The organism is Bacteroidota bacterium (genome assembly GCA_018266755.1).
In the GTDB taxonomy this organism is placed as follows: domain Bacteria; phylum Bacteroidota; class Ignavibacteria; order Palsa-1295; family Palsa-1295; genus JAFDZW01.
On the sequence record JAFDZW010000001.1, the window covers coordinates 163,082 to 183,005 of the forward strand.

General features: G+C 51.7%; 19 protein-coding genes. All 19 read left to right on the top strand.

What is annotated here, in order from left to right:
- The first annotated feature begins 120 nt into the window (after positions 1-120).
- The 19 genes from JSS75_00640 to JSS75_00730 all read left to right on the top strand — a co-directional run bounded on the left by JSS75_00640 (position 121) and on the right by JSS75_00730 (position 19,896).
- Positions 121-975, top strand: coding sequence for an ATP phosphoribosyltransferase (locus JSS75_00640; GenBank protein MBS1902194.1), 855 nt, complete (start codon positions 121-123; stop codon positions 973-975).
- A complete protein-coding gene (gene hisD, locus JSS75_00645; protein ID MBS1902195.1) occupies positions 975-2,261 on the top strand; it encodes a histidinol dehydrogenase in 1,287 nt (428 codons plus the stop codon). Before JSS75_00640 ends, hisD begins: the two co-directional genes overlap by 1 nt.
- Entirely contained in the window at positions 2,258-3,307 is a 1,050-nt protein-coding gene (gene hisC, locus JSS75_00650) for a histidinol-phosphate transaminase (protein MBS1902196.1), read from the top strand. The genes hisD and hisC overlap by 4 nt, the downstream gene beginning before the upstream one ends.
- Positions 3,304-4,413, top strand: a complete 1,110-nt coding sequence (gene hisB / locus JSS75_00655; GenBank protein MBS1902197.1) for a bifunctional histidinol-phosphatase/imidazoleglycerol-phosphate dehydratase HisB — start codon at positions 3,304-3,306, stop codon at positions 4,411-4,413. Before hisC ends, hisB begins: the two co-directional genes overlap by 4 nt.
- Entirely contained in the window at positions 4,410-4,991 is a 582-nt protein-coding gene (gene hisH, locus JSS75_00660) for an imidazole glycerol phosphate synthase subunit HisH (GenBank protein MBS1902198.1), read from the top strand. Before hisB ends, hisH begins: the two co-directional genes overlap by 4 nt.
- Positions 4,988-5,719, top strand: coding sequence for a 1-(5-phosphoribosyl)-5-[(5-phosphoribosylamino)methylideneamino]imidazole-4-carboxamide isomerase (hisA, locus tag JSS75_00665; GenBank protein MBS1902199.1), 732 nt, complete (start codon positions 4,988-4,990; stop codon positions 5,717-5,719). The genes hisH and hisA overlap by 4 nt, the downstream gene beginning before the upstream one ends.
- Complete coding sequence (gene hisF, locus JSS75_00670; GenBank protein ID MBS1902200.1) at positions 5,713-6,468, top strand: imidazole glycerol phosphate synthase subunit HisF; 756 nt, start codon at positions 5,713-5,715, stop codon at positions 6,466-6,468. The genes hisA and hisF overlap by 7 nt, the downstream gene beginning before the upstream one ends.
- A gap of 3 nt (positions 6,469-6,471) precedes the next feature.
- Positions 6,472-7,080, top strand: coding sequence for a bifunctional phosphoribosyl-AMP cyclohydrolase/phosphoribosyl-ATP diphosphatase HisIE (locus JSS75_00675; GenBank protein MBS1902201.1), 609 nt, complete (start codon positions 6,472-6,474; stop codon positions 7,078-7,080).
- A 526-nt stretch (positions 7,081-7,606) separates the two neighbouring features.
- The gene (locus JSS75_00680; GenBank protein MBS1902202.1) at positions 7,607-8,218 is read left to right on the top strand and encodes a DUF4255 domain-containing protein; all 612 of its coding nucleotides are present in this window, start codon (positions 7,607-7,609) and stop codon (positions 8,216-8,218) included.
- 6 nt (positions 8,219-8,224) lie between these two features.
- On the top strand, positions 8,225-9,412 hold the full coding sequence (locus JSS75_00685) for a hypothetical protein (GenBank protein ID MBS1902203.1): 1,188 nt from the start codon (positions 8,225-8,227) through the stop codon (positions 9,410-9,412).
- Between the two features lie 11 nt (positions 9,413-9,423).
- Positions 9,424-10,875, top strand: a complete 1,452-nt coding sequence (locus JSS75_00690) for a phage tail sheath family protein (protein ID MBS1902204.1) — start codon at positions 9,424-9,426, stop codon at positions 10,873-10,875.
- A 46-nt stretch (positions 10,876-10,921) separates the two neighbouring features.
- A complete protein-coding gene (locus JSS75_00695) occupies positions 10,922-11,359 on the top strand; it encodes a phage tail protein (GenBank protein ID MBS1902205.1) in 438 nt (145 codons plus the stop codon).
- Positions 11,360-11,362: 3 nt separating this feature from the next.
- A complete protein-coding gene (locus JSS75_00700; GenBank protein MBS1902206.1) occupies positions 11,363-11,830 on the top strand; it encodes a phage tail protein in 468 nt (155 codons plus the stop codon).
- A 5-nt stretch (positions 11,831-11,835) separates the two neighbouring features.
- Positions 11,836-11,988: a hypothetical protein gene (locus JSS75_00705; protein ID MBS1902207.1), complete on the top strand. Its 153-nt coding sequence runs from the start codon at positions 11,836-11,838 to the stop codon at positions 11,986-11,988.
- Entirely contained in the window at positions 11,988-12,668 is a 681-nt protein-coding gene (locus JSS75_00710) for a hypothetical protein (GenBank protein ID MBS1902208.1), read from the top strand. The genes JSS75_00705 and JSS75_00710 overlap by 1 nt, the downstream gene beginning before the upstream one ends.
- A gap of 20 nt (positions 12,669-12,688) precedes the next feature.
- The gene (gene vgrG / locus JSS75_00715) at positions 12,689-14,323 is read left to right on the top strand and encodes a type VI secretion system tip protein VgrG (GenBank protein ID MBS1902209.1); all 1,635 of its coding nucleotides are present in this window, start codon (positions 12,689-12,691) and stop codon (positions 14,321-14,323) included.
- Between the two features lie 11 nt (positions 14,324-14,334).
- On the top strand, positions 14,335-14,628 hold the full coding sequence (locus JSS75_00720; protein MBS1902210.1) for a PAAR domain-containing protein: 294 nt from the start codon (positions 14,335-14,337) through the stop codon (positions 14,626-14,628).
- Between the two features lie 25 nt (positions 14,629-14,653).
- On the top strand, positions 14,654-15,076 hold the full coding sequence (locus tag JSS75_00725; protein MBS1902211.1) for a GPW/gp25 family protein: 423 nt from the start codon (positions 14,654-14,656) through the stop codon (positions 15,074-15,076).
- A complete protein-coding gene (locus JSS75_00730) occupies positions 15,073-19,896 on the top strand; it encodes a baseplate J/gp47 family protein (GenBank protein ID MBS1902212.1) in 4,824 nt (1,607 codons plus the stop codon). The genes JSS75_00725 and JSS75_00730 overlap by 4 nt, the downstream gene beginning before the upstream one ends.
- Positions 19,897-19,924: the final 28 nt, after the last annotated feature.

Sequence of the window (19,924 nt, forward strand, 5' to 3'; positions counted from 1 at the left end):
TCCATCATCACCATATCTTACCAGACGGTAAGCGGGATGATGCTATGTAGATTCTAAACAGATCGAATTTCATCAGGGCTTACCGGAAACGGTGAGCCCTTTTTGTTTTTAAACCTTCAAATGAGACTTCGCATAGCCATCCAACGCAGCGGCAGACTTGCCGATGCGTCGCTCGCCCTCTTGAAAGAAAGCGGGATCGGCATCAGCAATGGATTGAACAAGCTCAAGAGCGAGGCGGATAACTTTCCGGCAGAGGCATATTTCCTTCGTGATGACGACATCCCGCAGTATGTGGAGGATGGGATTGCCGATGTCGGTATCGTCGGCGAAAACGTACTGCTCGAGAAAGACCGTCGTGTATCGCTCGTATCGAAATTAGGGTTCGGCACATGCCGACTATCTATCGCAGTCCCGAAAGATAGAGAATTTGAGAGCTGCCGTGACCTCGAAGGAATGCGAATCGCGACTTCATATCCGAATATCCTTTTTCGCTATTTAGCCGAGAATAACATTACGGCAGAGATACACCAGATCAGCGGATCGGTGGAAATTGCGCCGGGCATTGGGCTTGCCGATGCGATCTGCGATCTTGTGAGCTCAGGTAGTACGCTCTTTCTTAACGGTCTGAAGGAAGCACAGGTCGTACTACGTTCGCAAGCTGTGCTTGTGCAGCACGAGTCGCTCAGTGCCAGCAAGCGTGAACTACTCGATATGCTGCTGTTCCGGTTCAATGCATTGCAGACGGCACGTAATAATAAATATATTTTGCTCAATGCGCCGAACGATCGGCTCGGCCGCATTTGCGAGTTCCTGCCCGGGATGAAAAGCCCAACGATCCTGCCGCTTGCGAAAGAGGGCTGGAGCTCCGTGCATTCGGTTGTGAGCGAAAGCGAATTTTGGGAAATTGTAGAGTCACTAAAGGCACATGGCGCAGAAGGAATCCTTGTCATTCCAATCGAAAAAATGATCGTATGATGCACGTATATACATACCCACCACAACGCATGTGGCCGCAATTGCTCGCTCGCCCTGTGTCTGACGACAGAGCCATCGAGACAGTTGTGACAGAGATATTGAAGCATGTTCAGCGGGAGGGTGACGCTGCTATCAGGCGATATGTCGAACGGTTTGACGGTGTATTGCTGCATTCGTTCGAAGTATCTGGGTCTGAGCTGCAAGCGCTAGCAGATCAAGTCGATCCGAAATTGCGTGAAGCGATCGAATGTGCGCATAAGAACATCGAGCGATTCCATCGTGCTCAGCTTCGACCGGACATCTATGTGGAAACACTCCCTGGCGTGCAGTGTTGGCGACGGGCTGTTCCGATTGAACGCGTGGGCTTGTACATTCCTGGAGGGACGGCGCCGCTATTTTCTACACTGTTGATGCTTGCCACCCCTGCACGAATTGCCGGTTGCGACGAGATTATTCTGTGTACCCCGTCGGGCGGGGTACAACGGCTGCATCCGGCACTTGCATTTGCGGCGCTACTAACCGGAGTCGATCGCGTGTTCACCATTGGCGGTGCTCAAGCCATCGGCGCAATGGCGTTCGGTAGTGCATCAGTGCCCAGTGTCGATAAAATATTCGGACCGGGAAATAAATACGTTACCGAGGCGAAGCAGCTCGTCAGTCGCTATGGTGTCGCGATTGATCTTCCTGCCGGGCCTTCGGAGGTTGCGGTCATTGCAGACGATAGCTGCGACCCACACTATGTTGCGGCTGATCTGCTGTCCCAGGCGGAGCATGGTCGAGATAGTCAGGTCTTGCTTGTCAGCGATAGCGAACGGGTGATCCGGGAAACTCTGGCTGAGATAAAGCGGCAACTCCCGCTGCTTCCACGGCGAACGATCGCCGAGGCAGCACTTGCATCGAGCCGCGCCATTCTCGTACAGAGCGTCGCAGAAGGATTGGAGTTGCTCGATCGCTATGCGCCGGAACATCTTATCATTGCATGTCGCGAAGACGAACGTCTCGCAGCCCAGGTACAAAACGCCGGTTCGATCTTTCTCGGTAACTACTCCCCGGAGAGTGCTGGTGATTATGCTTCAGGCACGAACCACACGTTGCCGACCGGCGGTTACGCGCGCGCCTATAGCGGGGCCTCGCTCGACGCCTTCATGAAATATATTACAGTCCAAAAGCTGAGTCTTCCGGGGCTTACAACACTAAGCGATGCGATCATCCCAATGGCTGAAGCCGAAGGACTTCGAGCGCATGCGAATGCTGTACGACTGAGGATCGGGGAGGAGATGCCATGAGAGTAGATATTGCATCACTTGTGCGGCCAGGTATCGCACGGTTAGTACCATATAAGAATGCACGAGCCGAGTTCGATTCTTCGGCGGACATCTTTCTGAATGCGAACGAGAACAGCTACGGAGCCCCGATTACTGGTAACTTCAATCGATATCCTGATCCGCTTCAACGCTCGCTCAAAGTTAGACTGGCCTGTTTAAATGCAACGCACGAAGCGAACTGCTTTATAGGTAACGGTAGCGATGAGGTGATCGATCTGCTCATTCGTTCGTTTTGCGAACCTGGTATCGACAACGTCATTATTTGTCCGCCAACGTACGGAATGTACGAGGTGTCGGCGCGCATCAACGGCGTTGAAGTGCGCGAAGCGCCGCTAACGACACACTTTCAACTCGATACGGATGCGATTGTCAACTGTGCGGACAAGAATACCAAGCTTATCTTCCTGTGTTCGCCGAATAACCCGACAGGCAATGCTCTTACACGAGCCGATGTGATGCGTATCGTCGACGCAGTGCACGCCCTCGTCGTCGTTGACGAAGCGTACTGGGATTATTCCTCCTCAGCCTCGTATATCGGAGAGATCGAACGGCATAACAATGTCGTCGTCATGCGAACGCTGTCTAAAGCATGGGGGCTTGCGGGGTTGCGAATCGGGATGGCATTCGCCGATAGCGAGGTCATTGCAGTCCTTAATAAAGTAAAACCACCCTATAATGTCAATGCAGTATCTCAGCAATTAGCATTGGATGCTGTCGAGAACGAATCTATCGTGCAGCAGTGGATACGCCTGACCATCCGCGAACGGGAGAACGTTCGTGTGCTGCTCGAAGAATTGCCAATCGTGAGAACGGTATTCCCAAGCGATGCAAACTTTTTGCTGGTGCGAGTAACATCAGCTACGGAAGCGCACGGAGCGCTCCTTCGGCATGGTATTGTCGTACGCGATCGCAGCACAATGTTAGGATGTGAGCAATGTGTGCGCATCACAATCGGGACTTCGGAAGAAAACAACAGACTTATTGACGTACTGAAACAGTGCAAATGAAAAAGATACTATTTATCGATCGTGATGGGACAATCATAGTCGAGCCGCCGAATACATACCAGGTCGACTCGCTGGACAAGTTGCGATTTGTGCCTGGAGTAATCACATGGCTTGGCAAAATCGCTCGTGAATTAGAGTATGAGTTAGTGATGGTCACCAACCAGGATGGTTTAGGGACAGATTCATTTCCAGAAGAGACGTTCTGGGACGCGCATAATCGCATGCTCGAAATACTTACTGGGGAAGGGATACTATTCCATGAAGTCCTGATCGATCGTACGTTCGAACATGAACGAGCGGAAACCCGAAAGCCCGGAATCGGAATGCTTCGACACTATCTTGCGGAAGACGTCGACATCTCGAATAGTTATGTGATCGGTGATCGGATGACGGATGTGCAACTCGCGCATAATCTCGGTTGCAAGTCGATATTCTTACAAGGTGGCAATTGGACGGTTGCACCCGGACCCATTGCCAGCCATACCTTTGAATCGTGGGAGCACATTTATACGATGCTACGCGGCGTTCGACGATCCGCAGAAGTCATACGCAACACTTCTGAGACGAACGTGCAGGTTTATATTGATCTTGATGGAGTAGGTAATGGCACGATCCATACCGGCATCGGCTTTTTCGACCATATGCTTCTGCAGGTCGCAAAGCACTCGGGAATGGATCTTCGTATTTCGACTCGTGGCGATTTACACGTTGACGAGCATCACACAATCGAGGATACCGCACTTGCTTTTGGGGAAGCATTTGCGAAGGCATTGGGCGACAAGGCTGGTATCGAACGGTATGGGTTCGTTCTGCCGATGGACGACGCGCTTGCAACGATAGCGATTGATCTTGGGGGACGAAGCTGGCTGGAATGGGATGTCGAATTCCGTCGTGAAAAAATCGGCGATATGCCAACCGAGATGTTCGCTCATTTCTTCCGATCCTTCTGTGAGGCGGCGAAATGCAATCTGAATATTAAGGCGAGCGGGACGAACGAGCATCACAAGATCGAAGCGATCTTCAAGGGGTTTGCTCGTTCGATTAGATCTGCAATTCGACGCGATGATCGGAATCCAATCATCTCAAGCACGAAGGGCGTACTATGACGATCGCGATTGTGGATTATGGAATTGGGAATACCTTTTCGGTGGCCGCCGCATTACAGCGATTAGGTGCTGATATCACTATCACCAGTGACGCATCAATAGTGCAACAGGCAGATCGAGTTGTGATTCCAGGTGTCGGCGATGCCCGTGCAGCGATGAATGAACTTCGCTTGCGGGGTCTTGATACAGTCATACCGCTACTTGAGCAACCGGTATTGGGAATTTGCCTCGGGATGCAACTGCTCTGCAGGAACTCCGAAGAAGGTGATACTCAGTGTATGGGCGTCTTTGATGCCGATGTCGTCCGCTTCGATGGTCCTTTGAAGGTGCCACACATGGGGTGGAATACGATCGAACGGACCGTTGGGCCACTCTTTCGCGGAGTAGACCAGGGGACATTCATGTACTTTGTCCACAGTTATCACGTGACACGCACGGAAATGACGGTGGCGCTCAGCGATTATAGTGGATACTTTAGTGCAGGTTTGTCTCGACGAAATTTTTTCGGTGTGCAATTTCATCCCGAAAAGTCGGGTGCAGCAGGAGCACGGCTGCTTGAAAATTTTATGAGCCTATGATTGAAGTGATCGTTGCAATGGATATTATTGATGACCGGTGTGTCCGGCTCACGCAAGGGGACTACGACCAAAAGACAGTGTATGCAGGATCGCCGCTGGACATGGCCAAAGAGTTCGAGTCTGCCGGCGTTCGCCGGTTGCATCTCGTCGATCTCGATGGTGCACGCACTCGCAAGCCTGTTCATCTTCATGTGCTCGAGCGTATTGCATCACAGACATCGTTGAACATCGACTTCGGAGGTGGGCTGGCTTCTTCTGCGGATCTCGAATCGGCGTATGACGCCGGCGCAACGATCGTAGTTGTTGGAAGTGTGGCAGTCGAACAACCTGAGTTGTTCTGCAACTGGCTTCAAGAATATGGGGGTGATGGGATACTACTTGCAGCCGATGTCCGAGGCGAATCTGTTGCGATCAACGGTTGGCAACAGACAACATCGCTACGGATCGTTGATCAGCTCAGAAGATATATTCCTTATGGGTTGACCCAGTACTTGTGCACGGACATCGCAAAAGACGGCATACTCGACGGGCCTTCCGCAGAACTCTACAGTGGGCTCAATCGCGTGTTTCCGCAATTACGACTTATTGCAAGTGGGGGAGTGTCTTCCATCGAGGATATACAGGCACTCGAACGAGTGGGTTGCCACGGTGTAATTGTTGGGAAAGCACTCTATGAAGGGAAAATCGATATGCCATCTCTTCAACCTTTTTTTGAGACACAATGCTGACCAAACGAATTATTCCGTGTCTGGACATCGCCGCAGGTCGAACGGTGAAGGGTGTTCGCTTTGAACATCTCGCCGATGCCGGCGATCCTGTCGAACTCGCCATACGGTATTGTGATGAGGGGGCGGACGAACTGGTGTTCCTCGACATTAGCGCTACGAATGAGCGACGTGGAACACTCGTCGAATTGGTGCGACGCATTGCGTCGAACATCAATATCCCGTTTACTGTCGGCGGAGGGATTCGTTCAGTTGAAGATGTGTCCGTGCTACTGAGCGCTGGTGCGGACAAAATCTCTATAAACTCCGCTGCCGTTACCTCTCCGACTCTAATCGAAGATGTTGCACGTCGATTCGGAAATCAGTGTGTCGTTGTAGCATTCGACACGCGTGTCGTCGATGGCGAGTGGATGGTATATCTCAATGGCGGTCGGTTGGCGAGCGGTATATCTGCACGTGCTTGGGCTCAGGAAGCGACGAACAGAGGAGCGGGAGAACTTCTGGTGACCTCGATGGATCATGATGGCACGAAGAAGGGGTTTGCCGTCGAGTTGATCCGTACAATTTCCCAATCGGTCGGTATTCCGGTGATCGCCAGCGGCGGAGCCGGCGCCGAACAGGATTTTCTCGAAGTGTTTCGTGAGGGTGCTGCCGATGCGGCGCTCGCAGCAAGCTTGTTTCATTATCGTGAGCTAACGATCGGAGGATTGAAGTCCTATCTTGCTCAACGAGGTATTCCAATACGAAAATAATCTATGCCGCCACAATTCGAACGATCGACTGACGGGTTATTACCAGTTGTCATTCAAGATGTATCCACATCAAAAGTATTGATGCTCGGGTACATGAACGCCGCGGCATATGCAAAAACCTGCCTCGAAAAACGAGTCACGTTTTATAGTCGCTCGAAACAACGACTCTGGACGAAAGGTGAGGTCAGTGGTCATTACCTTGCCGTCCGTGATGTTGCCGTCGATTGCGACTGTGATACAATACTTATCAAGGTTATACCTCATGGTCCTGTCTGTCATACCGGCTCCGATACATGCTTCGCGGAAGTAAATGAATCGTCGTCGATACTCAGTGATCTGGAGCAGGTGATCGCTTCGCGCCGTAAGGGACCTCCGGATGGTTCATATACCGCTTCTCTATTCGCCAGCGGACTCAATCGTATCGCGCAGAAAGTTGGTGAGGAAGCTGTCGAGATTGTAATCGCCTCGAAGGATCAGGACCAGTCAATATTCCTTAACGAAGCCGCGGATTTGCTATTTCATTATCTGGTGCTACTACAGGCAAAAGATGCGCGGCTTCAGGATGTGCTTACGGTATTGGAAACGAGGCGTTCATCGCCCTCGGCGCATTGACGGGAATGCGAATAGGATAGAGGAACAGTCACGCTGCTGCATGGTTGTAGAATACTCCAAAACGAGATCCAATTATCAATATACAATTATTTTTTTTATTCGTGAGGTGGATTTTCCGGAGTTTGTCATATATTCGTCCGGCTGCATTTGAAAACAGGTGCTTTGCAGTAATTACGATACACAACGGATACATCTTCTCAGTGTGTAATGTCATCGATTCATAGCTTGAATCGACGAAAAAGAAGATAGACGAATGCCAAATATCCAATTCTGGCATTCTAACAACAGGATACATCTAGAGCGGACGGTATTGCTGCTGCCAGGCATACGTCAGCTGCTTGAATCATCCGATTCCGACTCGGAACACGACAAGACAACGTACAACATTACGACTCTCCAAACAGGCATTCATTGCATTGGAGGGGTAGCTATTACATAGGGAATTGATCGGCGAACGGAGATGCTCGGCGGCCATTATTATGGACGAGTGTATTGCTTTGCCATTGTTTCCATCGAAGGGTTAGTAATGATCAGGACAGCACTGAAATTTATTCAGTCCGAACTTGAACGCTACATCGTAGCTCGCGAACAGGATCCCAGCTATTCGCCAGGACAAGTAGTCGATCTGAAATCGGTGATCAAGCCGAACGGTGATAGCAATATCACGGACACAACACATGTGACCCTGATGCTTGTCGGGGTGGACGAAGTTCGCCGCGAAGGCAAGCGGCCATATTATGTAGCGACGTCAAATCAGGAATTCGCAAAACTCAATCCGCCGCTCGAACTTGATCTGTTCGTCTTGTTCGTGGCAAATAATGCAGCATATGACACCGCTTTACGAGATTTATCGGATGTGATCGCATTCTTTCAATCGAACCCTGTCTTCGACGCAGCCCATTATCCTGCACTCAACGATAGTGTTTCGGATCAGGCGGCTAAACCATGGCAATTGATCGAGCGACTGAGTACATCGGTGCATTCGATGGGATTCGATCAGATGAATAATCTCTGGGGTATTCTCGGCTCACGCTACATGCCGAGCATTGCGTATCGAGTCCGGATGCTAACGTTCTTCGAGACCAGGAGCCGCGAGCAGATCGCTGCAATCACCGATCTTCATCTGGGAGAAAATTAGACAATCATGGGCGGACCTACCCTCAGCTATCGTCAACTTGCTGCCGTATCGGTTCGCCAAGCGTTCTATATGAACGGCTTGTTCGCTGCCACGACATCGGCTGATCCCGCGATCGACTTTCAGTTTATTCCGAGCGACGATAGTCTCGCCTTGATGAATAGGCTGAATCTGTTGCTTCGTCCGGACGATCGCAACTGTGGTTTTGAAGTGTACGCCGAGGTCATGGGAACGACAATGGGCGGGTTGCCGCTCGTACGGTTTTATCCGAAGGATACCGATCGGTTAACGTTTTGGATTACTGCGCAGAATTCGTGGATCGTGAATTTCGATAATGTTTCTGGCAGTGTTATCAGGTCCGGGATATATTATCTGAGTAATCAGCGATCCGGTTCTCCCAGAACAAATGCCGCTCTGACCGCATCGCCGACAGGCCTAAGTCCGACGACCGATCTTATGACGCTCACGCGTGCAGAATATCGCTATCATCACCCCGGCAGCCTTACAAGCGCAGATGCGGTTGTGACCCACTTAGATACCGGTATGACCGTCGCACCTGATTCGGTGGTAGTATCGGCATCCGGGTCCGATGTGATCTTCGATCTCAGTTCGATGCCAATCGGCCGTATAAGACTCGATATACTCACGGTCCCAACGGAAACCCGGTACTACGTCGGGACGAATGCACCGGTGGCAATCTTCGGTGTTGTCGAGTTGTCGCTTTCGTCCGCACTCGATGCGAACTACCGCATTATCGAATCCGACTATTCGCTCACCCCAGTACGCCCGACGTACTCCGTGACAATCCCGAACCGACCGACCCGATGGCGGTATCATGTGAGCTTGACGTCGACGAGTGCGCTCGCTCGTGAGATTGCAGCGCTCGCTCCGGCAGCACGGTCGGCGTTCATTGCGGCAATCGGCCTGGTGAGCAACGATCCGACGATCTCATTCACTGCAACGTGGGACGGTGAGAGTCACGCTGTCTTCGAAGCCAATCGCGACATTGGGTTGCAGGAGCGGTACTTGGTTTCAACCGGAGGAAGCGGGTCGCGGCTAAATTTTTCACTAAACAAAAACACAGTGATGGGTAGTGGCGGGACCGTCGTATTCGACGCCCTTCCGTATCCGTCACCGGCACTTGTCGACACGCGTACGCCGTCGACGAGTTACTCCGATATCGTAGTCACACTCTAATTTACACGGACATGGCAGTAATCAAGTTATCCACTCCGGGCGTATATGTCCAGGAGATTTCCGTATTCCCTCCGTCGGTTGCCGAAGTCGAGACCGCCATTCCCGCTTTTGTCGGGTACACGTCGACGATAAAGGACCCGACCGGTAACTCACAGCAATGGATTCCAAAGAAGATATCGAGTTACGATCAATACGAGATATACTTTGGAGGAACACCGGTTGAAGCAGACGACTATCTCACCGTCGATGTCATCGACGATAGCAGCGGCCAGTACACGGTCACTGTTGCCGCCGACGATACGAAGAAGTCGAATCACATCATGGCGTATTCAGTCAAACATTTCTTTGATAACGGAGGGGCAACTTGCTATATCGTCACCGTTGGTGAATATGGGACGCCAATCGCCGAGGCCGATCTTACAAAAGGATTGAAGTCGGTTGAGCAGGTGGATGAGGTGACCTTGTTAGTCGTTCCTGAAGCCGTCTCGTCCGGCTCATATAAAAATGTCGTTCAGGCAATGATTAATCAAGCATCCAATTTAAAAGATCGGTTTGCGATTATTGACCCGAATACAGTCACCTTAAAGACGCCGCTTGCTCCGACAGGTGATGTTGATACCGATATGGCGTCTATCCGAAACAATACCTCGGGTCAGGGACAGGATCGTTATGCGGCTGCGTATTACCCCAATCTCACAAGTTCGTATCCGCACAACCTCAATCTTCCCAAGGTCGTCATTAAGACATATACGCATACCGGGACGGGACCGAAAGTAAAGACGACGGCCAACATAGATTTGGCGTCCGGTAATACCGTGGGTGATTTGCCTCCGACCTCAGTGTTGTATGCAACTATCAAGACGGCGGTCAATGCGCTCACCGTTGTGGTCCCACCCTCCGGTGCGATTGCTGGTCTGTACGCACGGATCGATAACTCCAAGGGTGTTTGGAAAGCACCTGCGAATGAATCGTTACAGTCGGTGAATAGTCCAACCGTGCCATTATCCGACGCAGAGCAAGGTTCAATGAACATCGATACTACGGCCGGGAAATCGGTAAACGCAATTCGTCAATTCCCGGGCTTCGGAACACTGGTGTGGGGCGCCCGAACGCTTGAGGGCAACGACAACGAATGGCGGTATATCAGTGTCCGACGGTTCTTTAATATGGTCGAAGAATCGATCAAGAAGTCGATCCATTGGGCGGTATTCGAGCCGAATACGATCGACACCTGGGTGAAAGTTCAGGCGATGATCGAGAATTACCTCTTCCTCAAATGGAATGAAGGCGCACTCGCCGGAACAAAGCCTGATCAGGCGTATTTCGTCAACGTCGGTCTGGGAAAGACAATGACGAGCGACGATATCCTCAACGGGATTATGAACGTCGAAATCGGGATGGCCGTCGCACGTCCGGCCGAGTTCATTGTACTGAAATTCTCGCAGATGGTGCAACAATCATAACCGCACGATAACGAACATTCACTCATAATTTTTCTACACTACGATCATGGCGACTGCATATCCACTTCCCGCCTTTTACTACAAAGTATCATGGAACGGCGTAGACATTGGCTTTTCCGAAGTTTCTGGCTTGACGCAGGAACAGCAAGCCATCGAATACCGCGACGGCCTGATGAGCGGAACAACGCTTCCGCTGAAGCGTCCCGGTTTGCGCAAAGCGAATAATATCTCGCTCAAACGAGGTATTACTCAAGGCAATAACGACCTCTATACGTGGTTCAATAATGCTGGCGCTCCGAACGTCGAGCGACGCGATGTGACGATCACATTGCTCAATGACGAAGGATCGCCGGTCATGATCTGGACGGTCTTGCAGGCGTGGCCTGTCAAGTGCGAAGGTCCGTCACTCAAGGCATCCGGCAACGATCTTGCCATTGAGTCGATCGAGCTCGTGCACGAAGGTCTTTCACTCAAGACGGCCTAAACGATGCCGCCATATACTCCACCGACCTCATTCCACTTCAAAGTCGAGTTTCTCGGCGTCGACGGCATGTCGAGCGACGCCGAGCACCGATTTCAAGAGGTTAGCGGCCTCTCGTTCGAAGTGCAGACCGAGGAGCTTCGCGAGGGGGGCGAGAACCGTTTTACATATAAGTTACCGAAGCGCACGCAGTACCCAAACCTCGTTTTGAAACGAGGGCTGCTGAGTGGTACTGCGGTTCTCGATTGGTTCAATGCCGCACTCCGGACATATTATACGGTAGCGCTCTATGACTTCAAGCCGGCCGATATGATGATTACGCTCCTAAACGAATCGTCCGAACCGGCCGCGATCTGGAACGTCATACAGGCATATCCGCTGAAGTGGGCCGTGTCGGAATTCCGATCGACCGACAACACCGTTGCCGTCGAAACGATCGAATTAGCGTACCATTATTTTGAACGTAAACTATAACGCAAATGCCGGTACAGATCAATGAAGTGATTATCCGTACGACCGTCGATGCTGGGACACCACAATCCGTTGCGGCCGTGCCGAACACAAACACTGCGTCACAGGAAGATACCCTCGAACGCATCTTGCAGATCATCGAAGAAGAAAAGGAACGGTAATGGATACGCAAAGTCTGGCAAAACTGCCATTCAACCTGAAAATCATTCCTGTAAACGCGCAGAATATTCCGGCTGGTGCTCCGTTTATCGCGATGTTCAACCCCGAGCAGTTCACGATTCAGGAGACCGTTCGGTCAGTGACTGAGCCACCGCCTGGCAGATCCAGCACTGAGTCACGTTTTGTCAATACGCCTCCGCGAGAATTCACGATGGAGTTTACTATTGATGGTACGGGTGTCAATACAAATGGTGTCAAGATTCCCGTAACCGCCCAAGTTCTATTGTTTCGTGCTGCAACGACAACACTGATCTCCAGCGATCATCAGCCCCCGACGCTTCTTGTACAATACGGTCCGTTCATTTGTACATGCGTTCTCAAATCGTCGTCGGTGACCTACACGATGTTCGATATGTTCGGTTTGCCGATCCGTGCGAAGATTTCCGCATCGTTCACCGAAAGTATCGACAATACGCTCAATGCGATCACATCGATGCTGTCGTCGCCGGATCTTACACATCGTATTACGGTCTCCGAATGGGATCTGCTGCCACTGTTGTGCTACCGAACGTATAACAATCAAGACTACTACTTACAAGTTGCGCGAGTAAACAAACTCAAGAATTTTCGGAAGCTTCAACCCGGTACGACGCTAACGTTTCTACCAATCTCAAAGAAATAATTTAGACTCGATATTTCACGATGAGCTTAACCAGCCTCATACCTGGAGCAACGGATACAAGTGGTGTGATCGCGTTCTCGATTCTGTTCGATGGCACGCCTATCAGTGGCGAGACGGAGGTTGTACACATAACGGTATCGAAATCATTCAATAAGATATCCTCCGCTACAATAGTGATTCGAGACGGTTCGGCGGCGACCCGCGATTTCCCCGTCAGCGATTCTTCCACAATGGTACCGGGCACACTGGTCACGATCGGTCTGGGGTATCATGGCTCGACCGATACCATCTTCGAAGGAGTAGTTGTCAAACATGCTCTCAAAATTCGTCCGAACGGAGCGTCGATGCTTGTGATCGAAGCGAAGGACAAGGCCGTAAAGTTGATTGCCGCTCGTAAAAGTGCATATTTCATCGACAAGACAGACAGCGATGTCATTACGCAGTTGGCAGGTGACTCCACGCCGCAGGTCGATTCGACAAGCGTATCGCATCCGCAGCTCATCCAGTTCGATACGACAGATTGGGATTTCATTTGCACCCGAGCCGAGGCGAACGGTATGCTTGTGCTGACAGACGACGGAAATCTCATTGTAAAGAAACCGACGACATCGTCGCCATCTATTCTGACGGCGACATTCGGTGATACGATCTTCGAGTTCGATGCTGAAATGGATGCGCGACGACAGATGCAGTCGGTGGCGAGCCATGCATGGGACTATACGAAGCAGCAGGTACTGCAATCCGAACCAGGATCGGCGACATTCGATGAGAATGGTAATATTCCCGCCTCCACGATTGCGTCGGTTGTTGGAGCAGATGTCGAGTTGCGCCAATCCGGCAACCGTTCGAACGACGAGTTGAACGAGTGGTCGAATGCCTATGCGCTACGCAGTGTGATTTCAAAATCGGTCGGTCGAGTGCGGATCCAAGGGACGTCGCTCGTCAAACCGGGTAACATGATTACGCTCGACGGTGTGGGCGACCGCTTTAACGGCAATGTCTTTGTTTCCGGCGTCCTCCATACGTTCGACGGCGAGTGGCGCACCGACATTCAGTTCGGCTGGAAATCTGAATGGTTTTTTACAAAGGAAGGCGTGACCGAGAAACCGGCTGCCGGCTTGGTGGCCGGAGTAAACGGCTTGCAGATCGGTCTCGTGCTCGACACCAACGATTCCGACGGTCAATACCGTGTCAAAGTGTCCGTGCCGACGATCACATCGGGCAACGAAGGCCTTTGGGCACGGGTCGCGACGCTCGATGCCGGTGCAAAGCGTGGTACCTACTTCCGACCGCAACCGAACGACGAAGTGGTGCTCGGATTTCTCGACAACGACCCGCGCGAACCAATCATCCTCGGATATCTGCATAGTTCGTCGTCGCATGAGTCACCGTTTCCAGAGACCAGCGGAAAAGAACAGTACGGCATTCTAACCAAGGCCGGGACTAAAGTAATGTTCGACGATTCGGTGCCGACATTGACCCTGCTCGTCAAAGCAAGCGCAGGCGAGAAGTCGATCGTAATCAACGACGACACTGGCGCGCTCATCATGAAAGATGAGAATCAGAACTCGATCAAGATGGATGCGACCGGAATCACGATCAGTTCTTCGAGTGGGATTGTAACGATCAAAGGGTCGCAAGTACTCATCAATTGACCGAAGTACCGATGCCGCCAGCAGCAAGAGTCGGGGACAATCATATCTGCCCGATGGCAAATCCGAACGGCAGCCCGCATGCGGGCGGGCCGATTATGCCGCCTGGTGTGACGACTGTGCTTATCGGCGGGGCGCCTGCAGCAGTGCTTGGCACAATGTGCACCTGCGCGGGACCGCCGGATAGCATTGCGAAGGGCTCAGCAACGGTACTCATCGGCGGGCAGCCCGCTGCACGACTCGGTGATTCAACTGCTCACGGTGGTTCTGTTGCCGCAGGACTTGCAACGGTGCAGATCGGCGGCTAACTACAAATTTTGCAAAGGAGCAACGATGGCTCAAGAAAAGATCGACCGCTCATTCCTCGGTATCGGCTGGAGTTTTCCGCCCACGTTCCGACGCGAATTCTATGGAGTCGAAATGCTTCATGAAGAAGCGGACGTCCAGAGCTCTCTTGGAATTATCCTCTCGACGATTACCGGAGAGCGCGTGATGTTGCCGACCTTCGGAGCGAACTTACAGCCGTATGTCTTCGAACCGATGAACGTGCCGAACATCGAGATGATCAAGAAGATCGTTCACGATGCGCTCGTCTATCACGAGCCTCGTATCATCGTCAATGATGTGACTGCAACCCCCGATCAGCAGAACGGGGTATTGCTGATCGATGTCGCGTATACGATCATTACGACTAATACGCGCTATAATTATGTCTATCCGTTTTACGTCACCGAAGCAACGAACATTACCACATGAACGACTGTCAATGCCATTGCGACCCGACGAGTGACGGTACTGCACAACTCGGCAGATACCTTGCTGCGCTGGACCCGTCGTACGCACCGATCGACGGACGAAGCTTCGAGGATTTGCTGGTGTTCGCGAAGCGATATGCCGATCAGGTGCGATTTTACGACGTGCCGGGGAGTACGATCCCCGAGGTTTCCGACCCGGTTCACGAAAGTCGTCGTCTGTTCTTTCGTTCGAATCCGGCGATTGTCGATGCGGCCAAAACCATTAAGAATATAAAGGAACGCAAGACGGACTTCGAAGCATTACGCGAGTCACTCGAAACATATCCATCCCGTGACAGTTTTCTTGAAGTCTGCAATGCCGTGGTGTCGATGCTCGGTGCCGCTGATACGTGGTATTCCGCAATCGTCAAGAACGATCCTGTTCATGCCGGCCTCGATCAACAGATCGCCGCAGCAATTAAAGGGTATACCTCAAAGGTGCCGGGCTACGAAGCCGGGTATAACACGATCGACGAGGCACATCCGCTCGGACTCGACTTCTCGAAGATCGCGAATAAATCTGTGTGGGGAATTGGCGGCACAGTAATTCCAGACGACTCGATCTATCAAGGACCGTTGTATGAGGACAAAATCCGCTATGCGGGAGTCCACTTTGAAGACGTATTCTACGCAATCTACGAGTTTTTGACCGATGCGGTTGCTGCCGCTCACGGCGATGAAGTAAGCTGGGCAGAATTCTTCCGACGCGATATTGCGGTAGTTGCCGCGTCGATTGCAACCACAACACCGGCAACGATTCGTGCGGAATACGACGAACGTCGCGAACTCGTCGAAGCTGATCCAATCCAGCAGAACTTCGGTGTGCTGTTTGATCCCATCCTCAAGATGGTTGTCCAGATCGATCATTGGTATTCCCAGTCGATCCCCGGGCATCCTCTTCACAACGATCTCTCGCTCGCAATCGACTCGTATTTGGGGACACAGTTTCGTCGGGCGATTTCGTATGCTGAAGCGTATCGTTATGTCGATGCGAAACATTCGATCTCTATCGACATTACTCGCGTCGTGAATCAAGAGTTGTGGGGACTCGAACAGACGATTGATCCGGATGCAAGCGTGTATGTCGGCGAGAACCTCGAAGACATGATCCGCTCGGCCGCATTGTTTGTCGACGATGTGTTCAACACGATATTCGCATTTCTCGACAAGACCGTCGAGGAACGTGCAGTGGTGTATCTGCAAAAGGCACTCGAGGAATTTCCGGGGCATCAGCCCCACGTGACATTGTTCATTGCCTTCCTCGAACTCTTCCGCATCGCGCAAGATCAGCTCAATGGGTTGACTCAGCGCATGCTGGATTATTATTATGCCGATATTCTCCAACTCGATAGAAAGCCTGCCGAGCCCGATCATGCATTTGTGGTGTTCGAATTGGCACAGAGTGCTGCCGGGCCGTTCGATCTTCCGGCCGGCACGCTCCTCAAAGCTGGCAAAGATGCATCGGGACACGACCTGACATATCAAACACAGAGTGATCTGGTCGTGCATGCAGCCAAGGTCAAAGAGCTAAAATCGGTCTTCATTCAAAAGACTGTTGATGCAGCCGCCAATCCTGGAAAAGTGATCGGCGTCTATGCGAGACCGGTTGCAAATTCAGGCGACGGTATCGGCGGCGACTTTACCGACCCGAGCAAGAAATGGCCCACGTTTGGGACCGGTGCACCTGTTGTAGCAAGCCGTAGTAACATTTGTGACTACATCGAAGCCGAAAAGCAGCAACTTCATCCGGTTAAAACTACCGGGATCGGATTTGCCGTTGCTTCGCCTCATCTATACCTGCAAGGAGGCAATCGGATTATTGGCTGGCGCGTACCAGGCCTTTCAAAAATTCTGACGGATCCGACCAAGCCCGCGACAATCAGACTCACGGGCGAAAAAGGGTGGATCAGCGTCCTCTCCAACAGCGGTCAGAATGTTGTAGCAGCAATGCGTGCGGCGCTCGATCAAGGTGATTTTTCAAAACTTGGGGCTATTGACACGTCAGCCTGTGTGGTCATCGACCCAGCAGCAAATCTCGAAGAGATTCTTGTCTATCTTCCTGTAGCGGAGAAGGGGATTATTCAGTTTGATAAGAAGATTCATACCGGATCGAGTTACTCGACGACATCGCCGGTAATGGAGCTCTCGATCGACTCATTGAATGTGTTAGTGTCCGATTATATCATGTCCGAGATTGCGACACAATCGGTAGAAGTACGCGTTGGCTCTATCTCGACGACACAAGACGCGGCGGGGAATACGGTTCCGGCTCTGAATTTTGACGGGTTGCGTACACTCGTGCTCCAAAACGAAGCGATGGTTTTTGCACCCGGAAAACCATTCGATCCATATACGGCATATCCGTCGCTTGGTAAGTCGTTCTATATTGGCACCAACGAAGTATTCTCGAAGTCGCTCGGAGAGCTTTCCATCAACATAAAGAAAACAAAGGACGGCGACGTTGTGCCAGATTTATCAAATGACAAATGGGGATCGACAATCAGCATTCTCGACGGTCGGCAGTGGAAATCGCTAATGACAGATGTGGGGCAGTCGTATTCACGTACCCAGCTTGCAGGCAATGTTCTTACACCCATCGTTTCTTCGCCTCCCGAATTTAATTCGGAGTTGATGATGAAGAAAGCGGCAACACTGCCATCGAGCGGTGGAGACGCGACGAAGGCGACAACCACTCTGTTCCGTTCGCTGATCGAACCGATCACCCAGTACGATTTAAGCAAGACAAAGGGATTTATTCGCGTTACGAATACACTCGAACCGAGCACAAACGATAGAGGGTCGGTCATGCAGAGCGCCCAGGACCTTGCTCCCGACCTCCAAATCAGCGATGTATCACTGAGCTACTATGCATCGATCGATCGTCTCAAGCCTGGGGTCGATCAGTATTTTCATATCTATCCGTTCGGGGTCGCAGAAGTCCTGCTCGAGGGCGCTGTCACTTCAGCCCCATCGCTCGCTCTTAATGCCGGACAAAAGTTGCTTCCGCAATTTACATTTACTGACGGTACGAGCACCCGAGCAACAACTACAGGATCAGAATACATCGGTGATACCATCCGCAAAAGAGTCGATGTCACCTGTAGTGGCAAGACGGCGAACGATCTCGCACTTGGCAAATTGCTGTACGAATCGAGTGGATTGCGCGCCGCACGTGAGGGTGGGTTCAACCAGTACTCTGGTTCGATCGAACAGGAAGGATCGCTCTATATCGGCATCGAGAAACTCAATCCGCTTGATTCGATTGCATTACTCTTTCAATTCGCGGAAGGAAGTGCGACGGACGAAGATGACGACCCTCCGCAGATTCGGTGGTCGTATCTGATTGGAAACGAGTGGCGTCCGCTCCCTCAAGAACATCTGATCTCCGATTCCACGTATGGATTTCAAACAACGGGTATCGTCAAGATCGATGTACCGGGCGATGCGAATACACATCATACAATGATCACCGACGGGCTCTTGTGGTTCTGTGCCAGTGTCGAGGATCATACCGACCGCATCCCGATGCTCGTCGATATCGTAGCACAGGCGGTCGAAACGCAACTTGCATCTGTGACCGGGATTGACCAAGCCCATTTCGATACCGCACTGCCGGCTGGAACGATCAGTGCACTTACAATTAAACGTGCCGAGATCAGCTCGGTAACGCAGCCGTTTGCATCCTTCGATGGGAAGCACCGCGAAGTCGGTGCCGAATATTACCGTCGCGTTAGTGAGCGCTTGCGTCATAAAGGACGCGCTGTCACCGCGAAAGATTACGAGTTGCTCGTGCTCGAGGCATTTCCGAGCATCTATAAAGTAAAGTGCCTCACGACAAGTGATCCGAATTGTTTTTGTCGCGAATCCGATCCCAACAACACATCGCATCAGCACGACTGTTGCGGTCCGCAGGTTGCTCCGGGGCATGTCACACTCATTCCAATCGCGGACTTGAAGCATCGTAACGGGACGAATCCGTTACAGCCGAAAACCAGCAGATTGACATTGCTTGAAATCGAGGATTATCTGTCGGCTCGTACATCCCCGTTCGTATCGGTGTATGCCAAGAATCCGGTATATGAACAAGTGCTCTGCTACTTCCGCGTTCAGTTTGTCAGCGGAGCAGATACCGGCTATTATCTTGCAACGCTGAACAACGAACTAATCAAATTCCTGACCCCGTGGGCATTCAGTGAAGATGCCGACGTCTCATTCGGTCAGAAGATCTATGCATCGACGGTCATCCGCTTTATCGAAAGCCGCGACTACGTCGATTTTATCGATGATTTTCTCATGTTCGTCTGCAAGGACTGTTGTTGTCCGACCCAGCCGGCCATCGCGACGAAAGATACTCCTGCGACGGCTCCGACGTTCCCAGAGCAACTTGCGGCGGCACTAGATTGCTGCGACCTCGAGACGCTGTTCGAAGCAGCGCCGAATCTGCTCGGTGAAACAGTCGTCTCCCCATCGACTCCACGCAGTATCCTGGTATCGGCTAATAAGCATATTATCCTGCCGTATGAGGTACCGCCGAATCTGACACCCTGTGAAAAGCGAGCTGCACAAAGTGTATTGGGGACAGCGAACCAAATGACACCGGGCGGTGGGGAAGTATCTCCGATGGCGCCTAGTCAGGAGGCTGCAATCGCAGTGGTAGCTACCCAACAGGTATCTCGAGCGGGCTCAACTGTTGCCAAGGAAATAGTTGCCGCAAAGAAGCAACCGGCAACCTCCGCATCAAAGACGACCAAAGTGTCGTCACGAACCTCCGGGAAAAAATAGCCGGGATCAATTATACTCATCGTCCAGA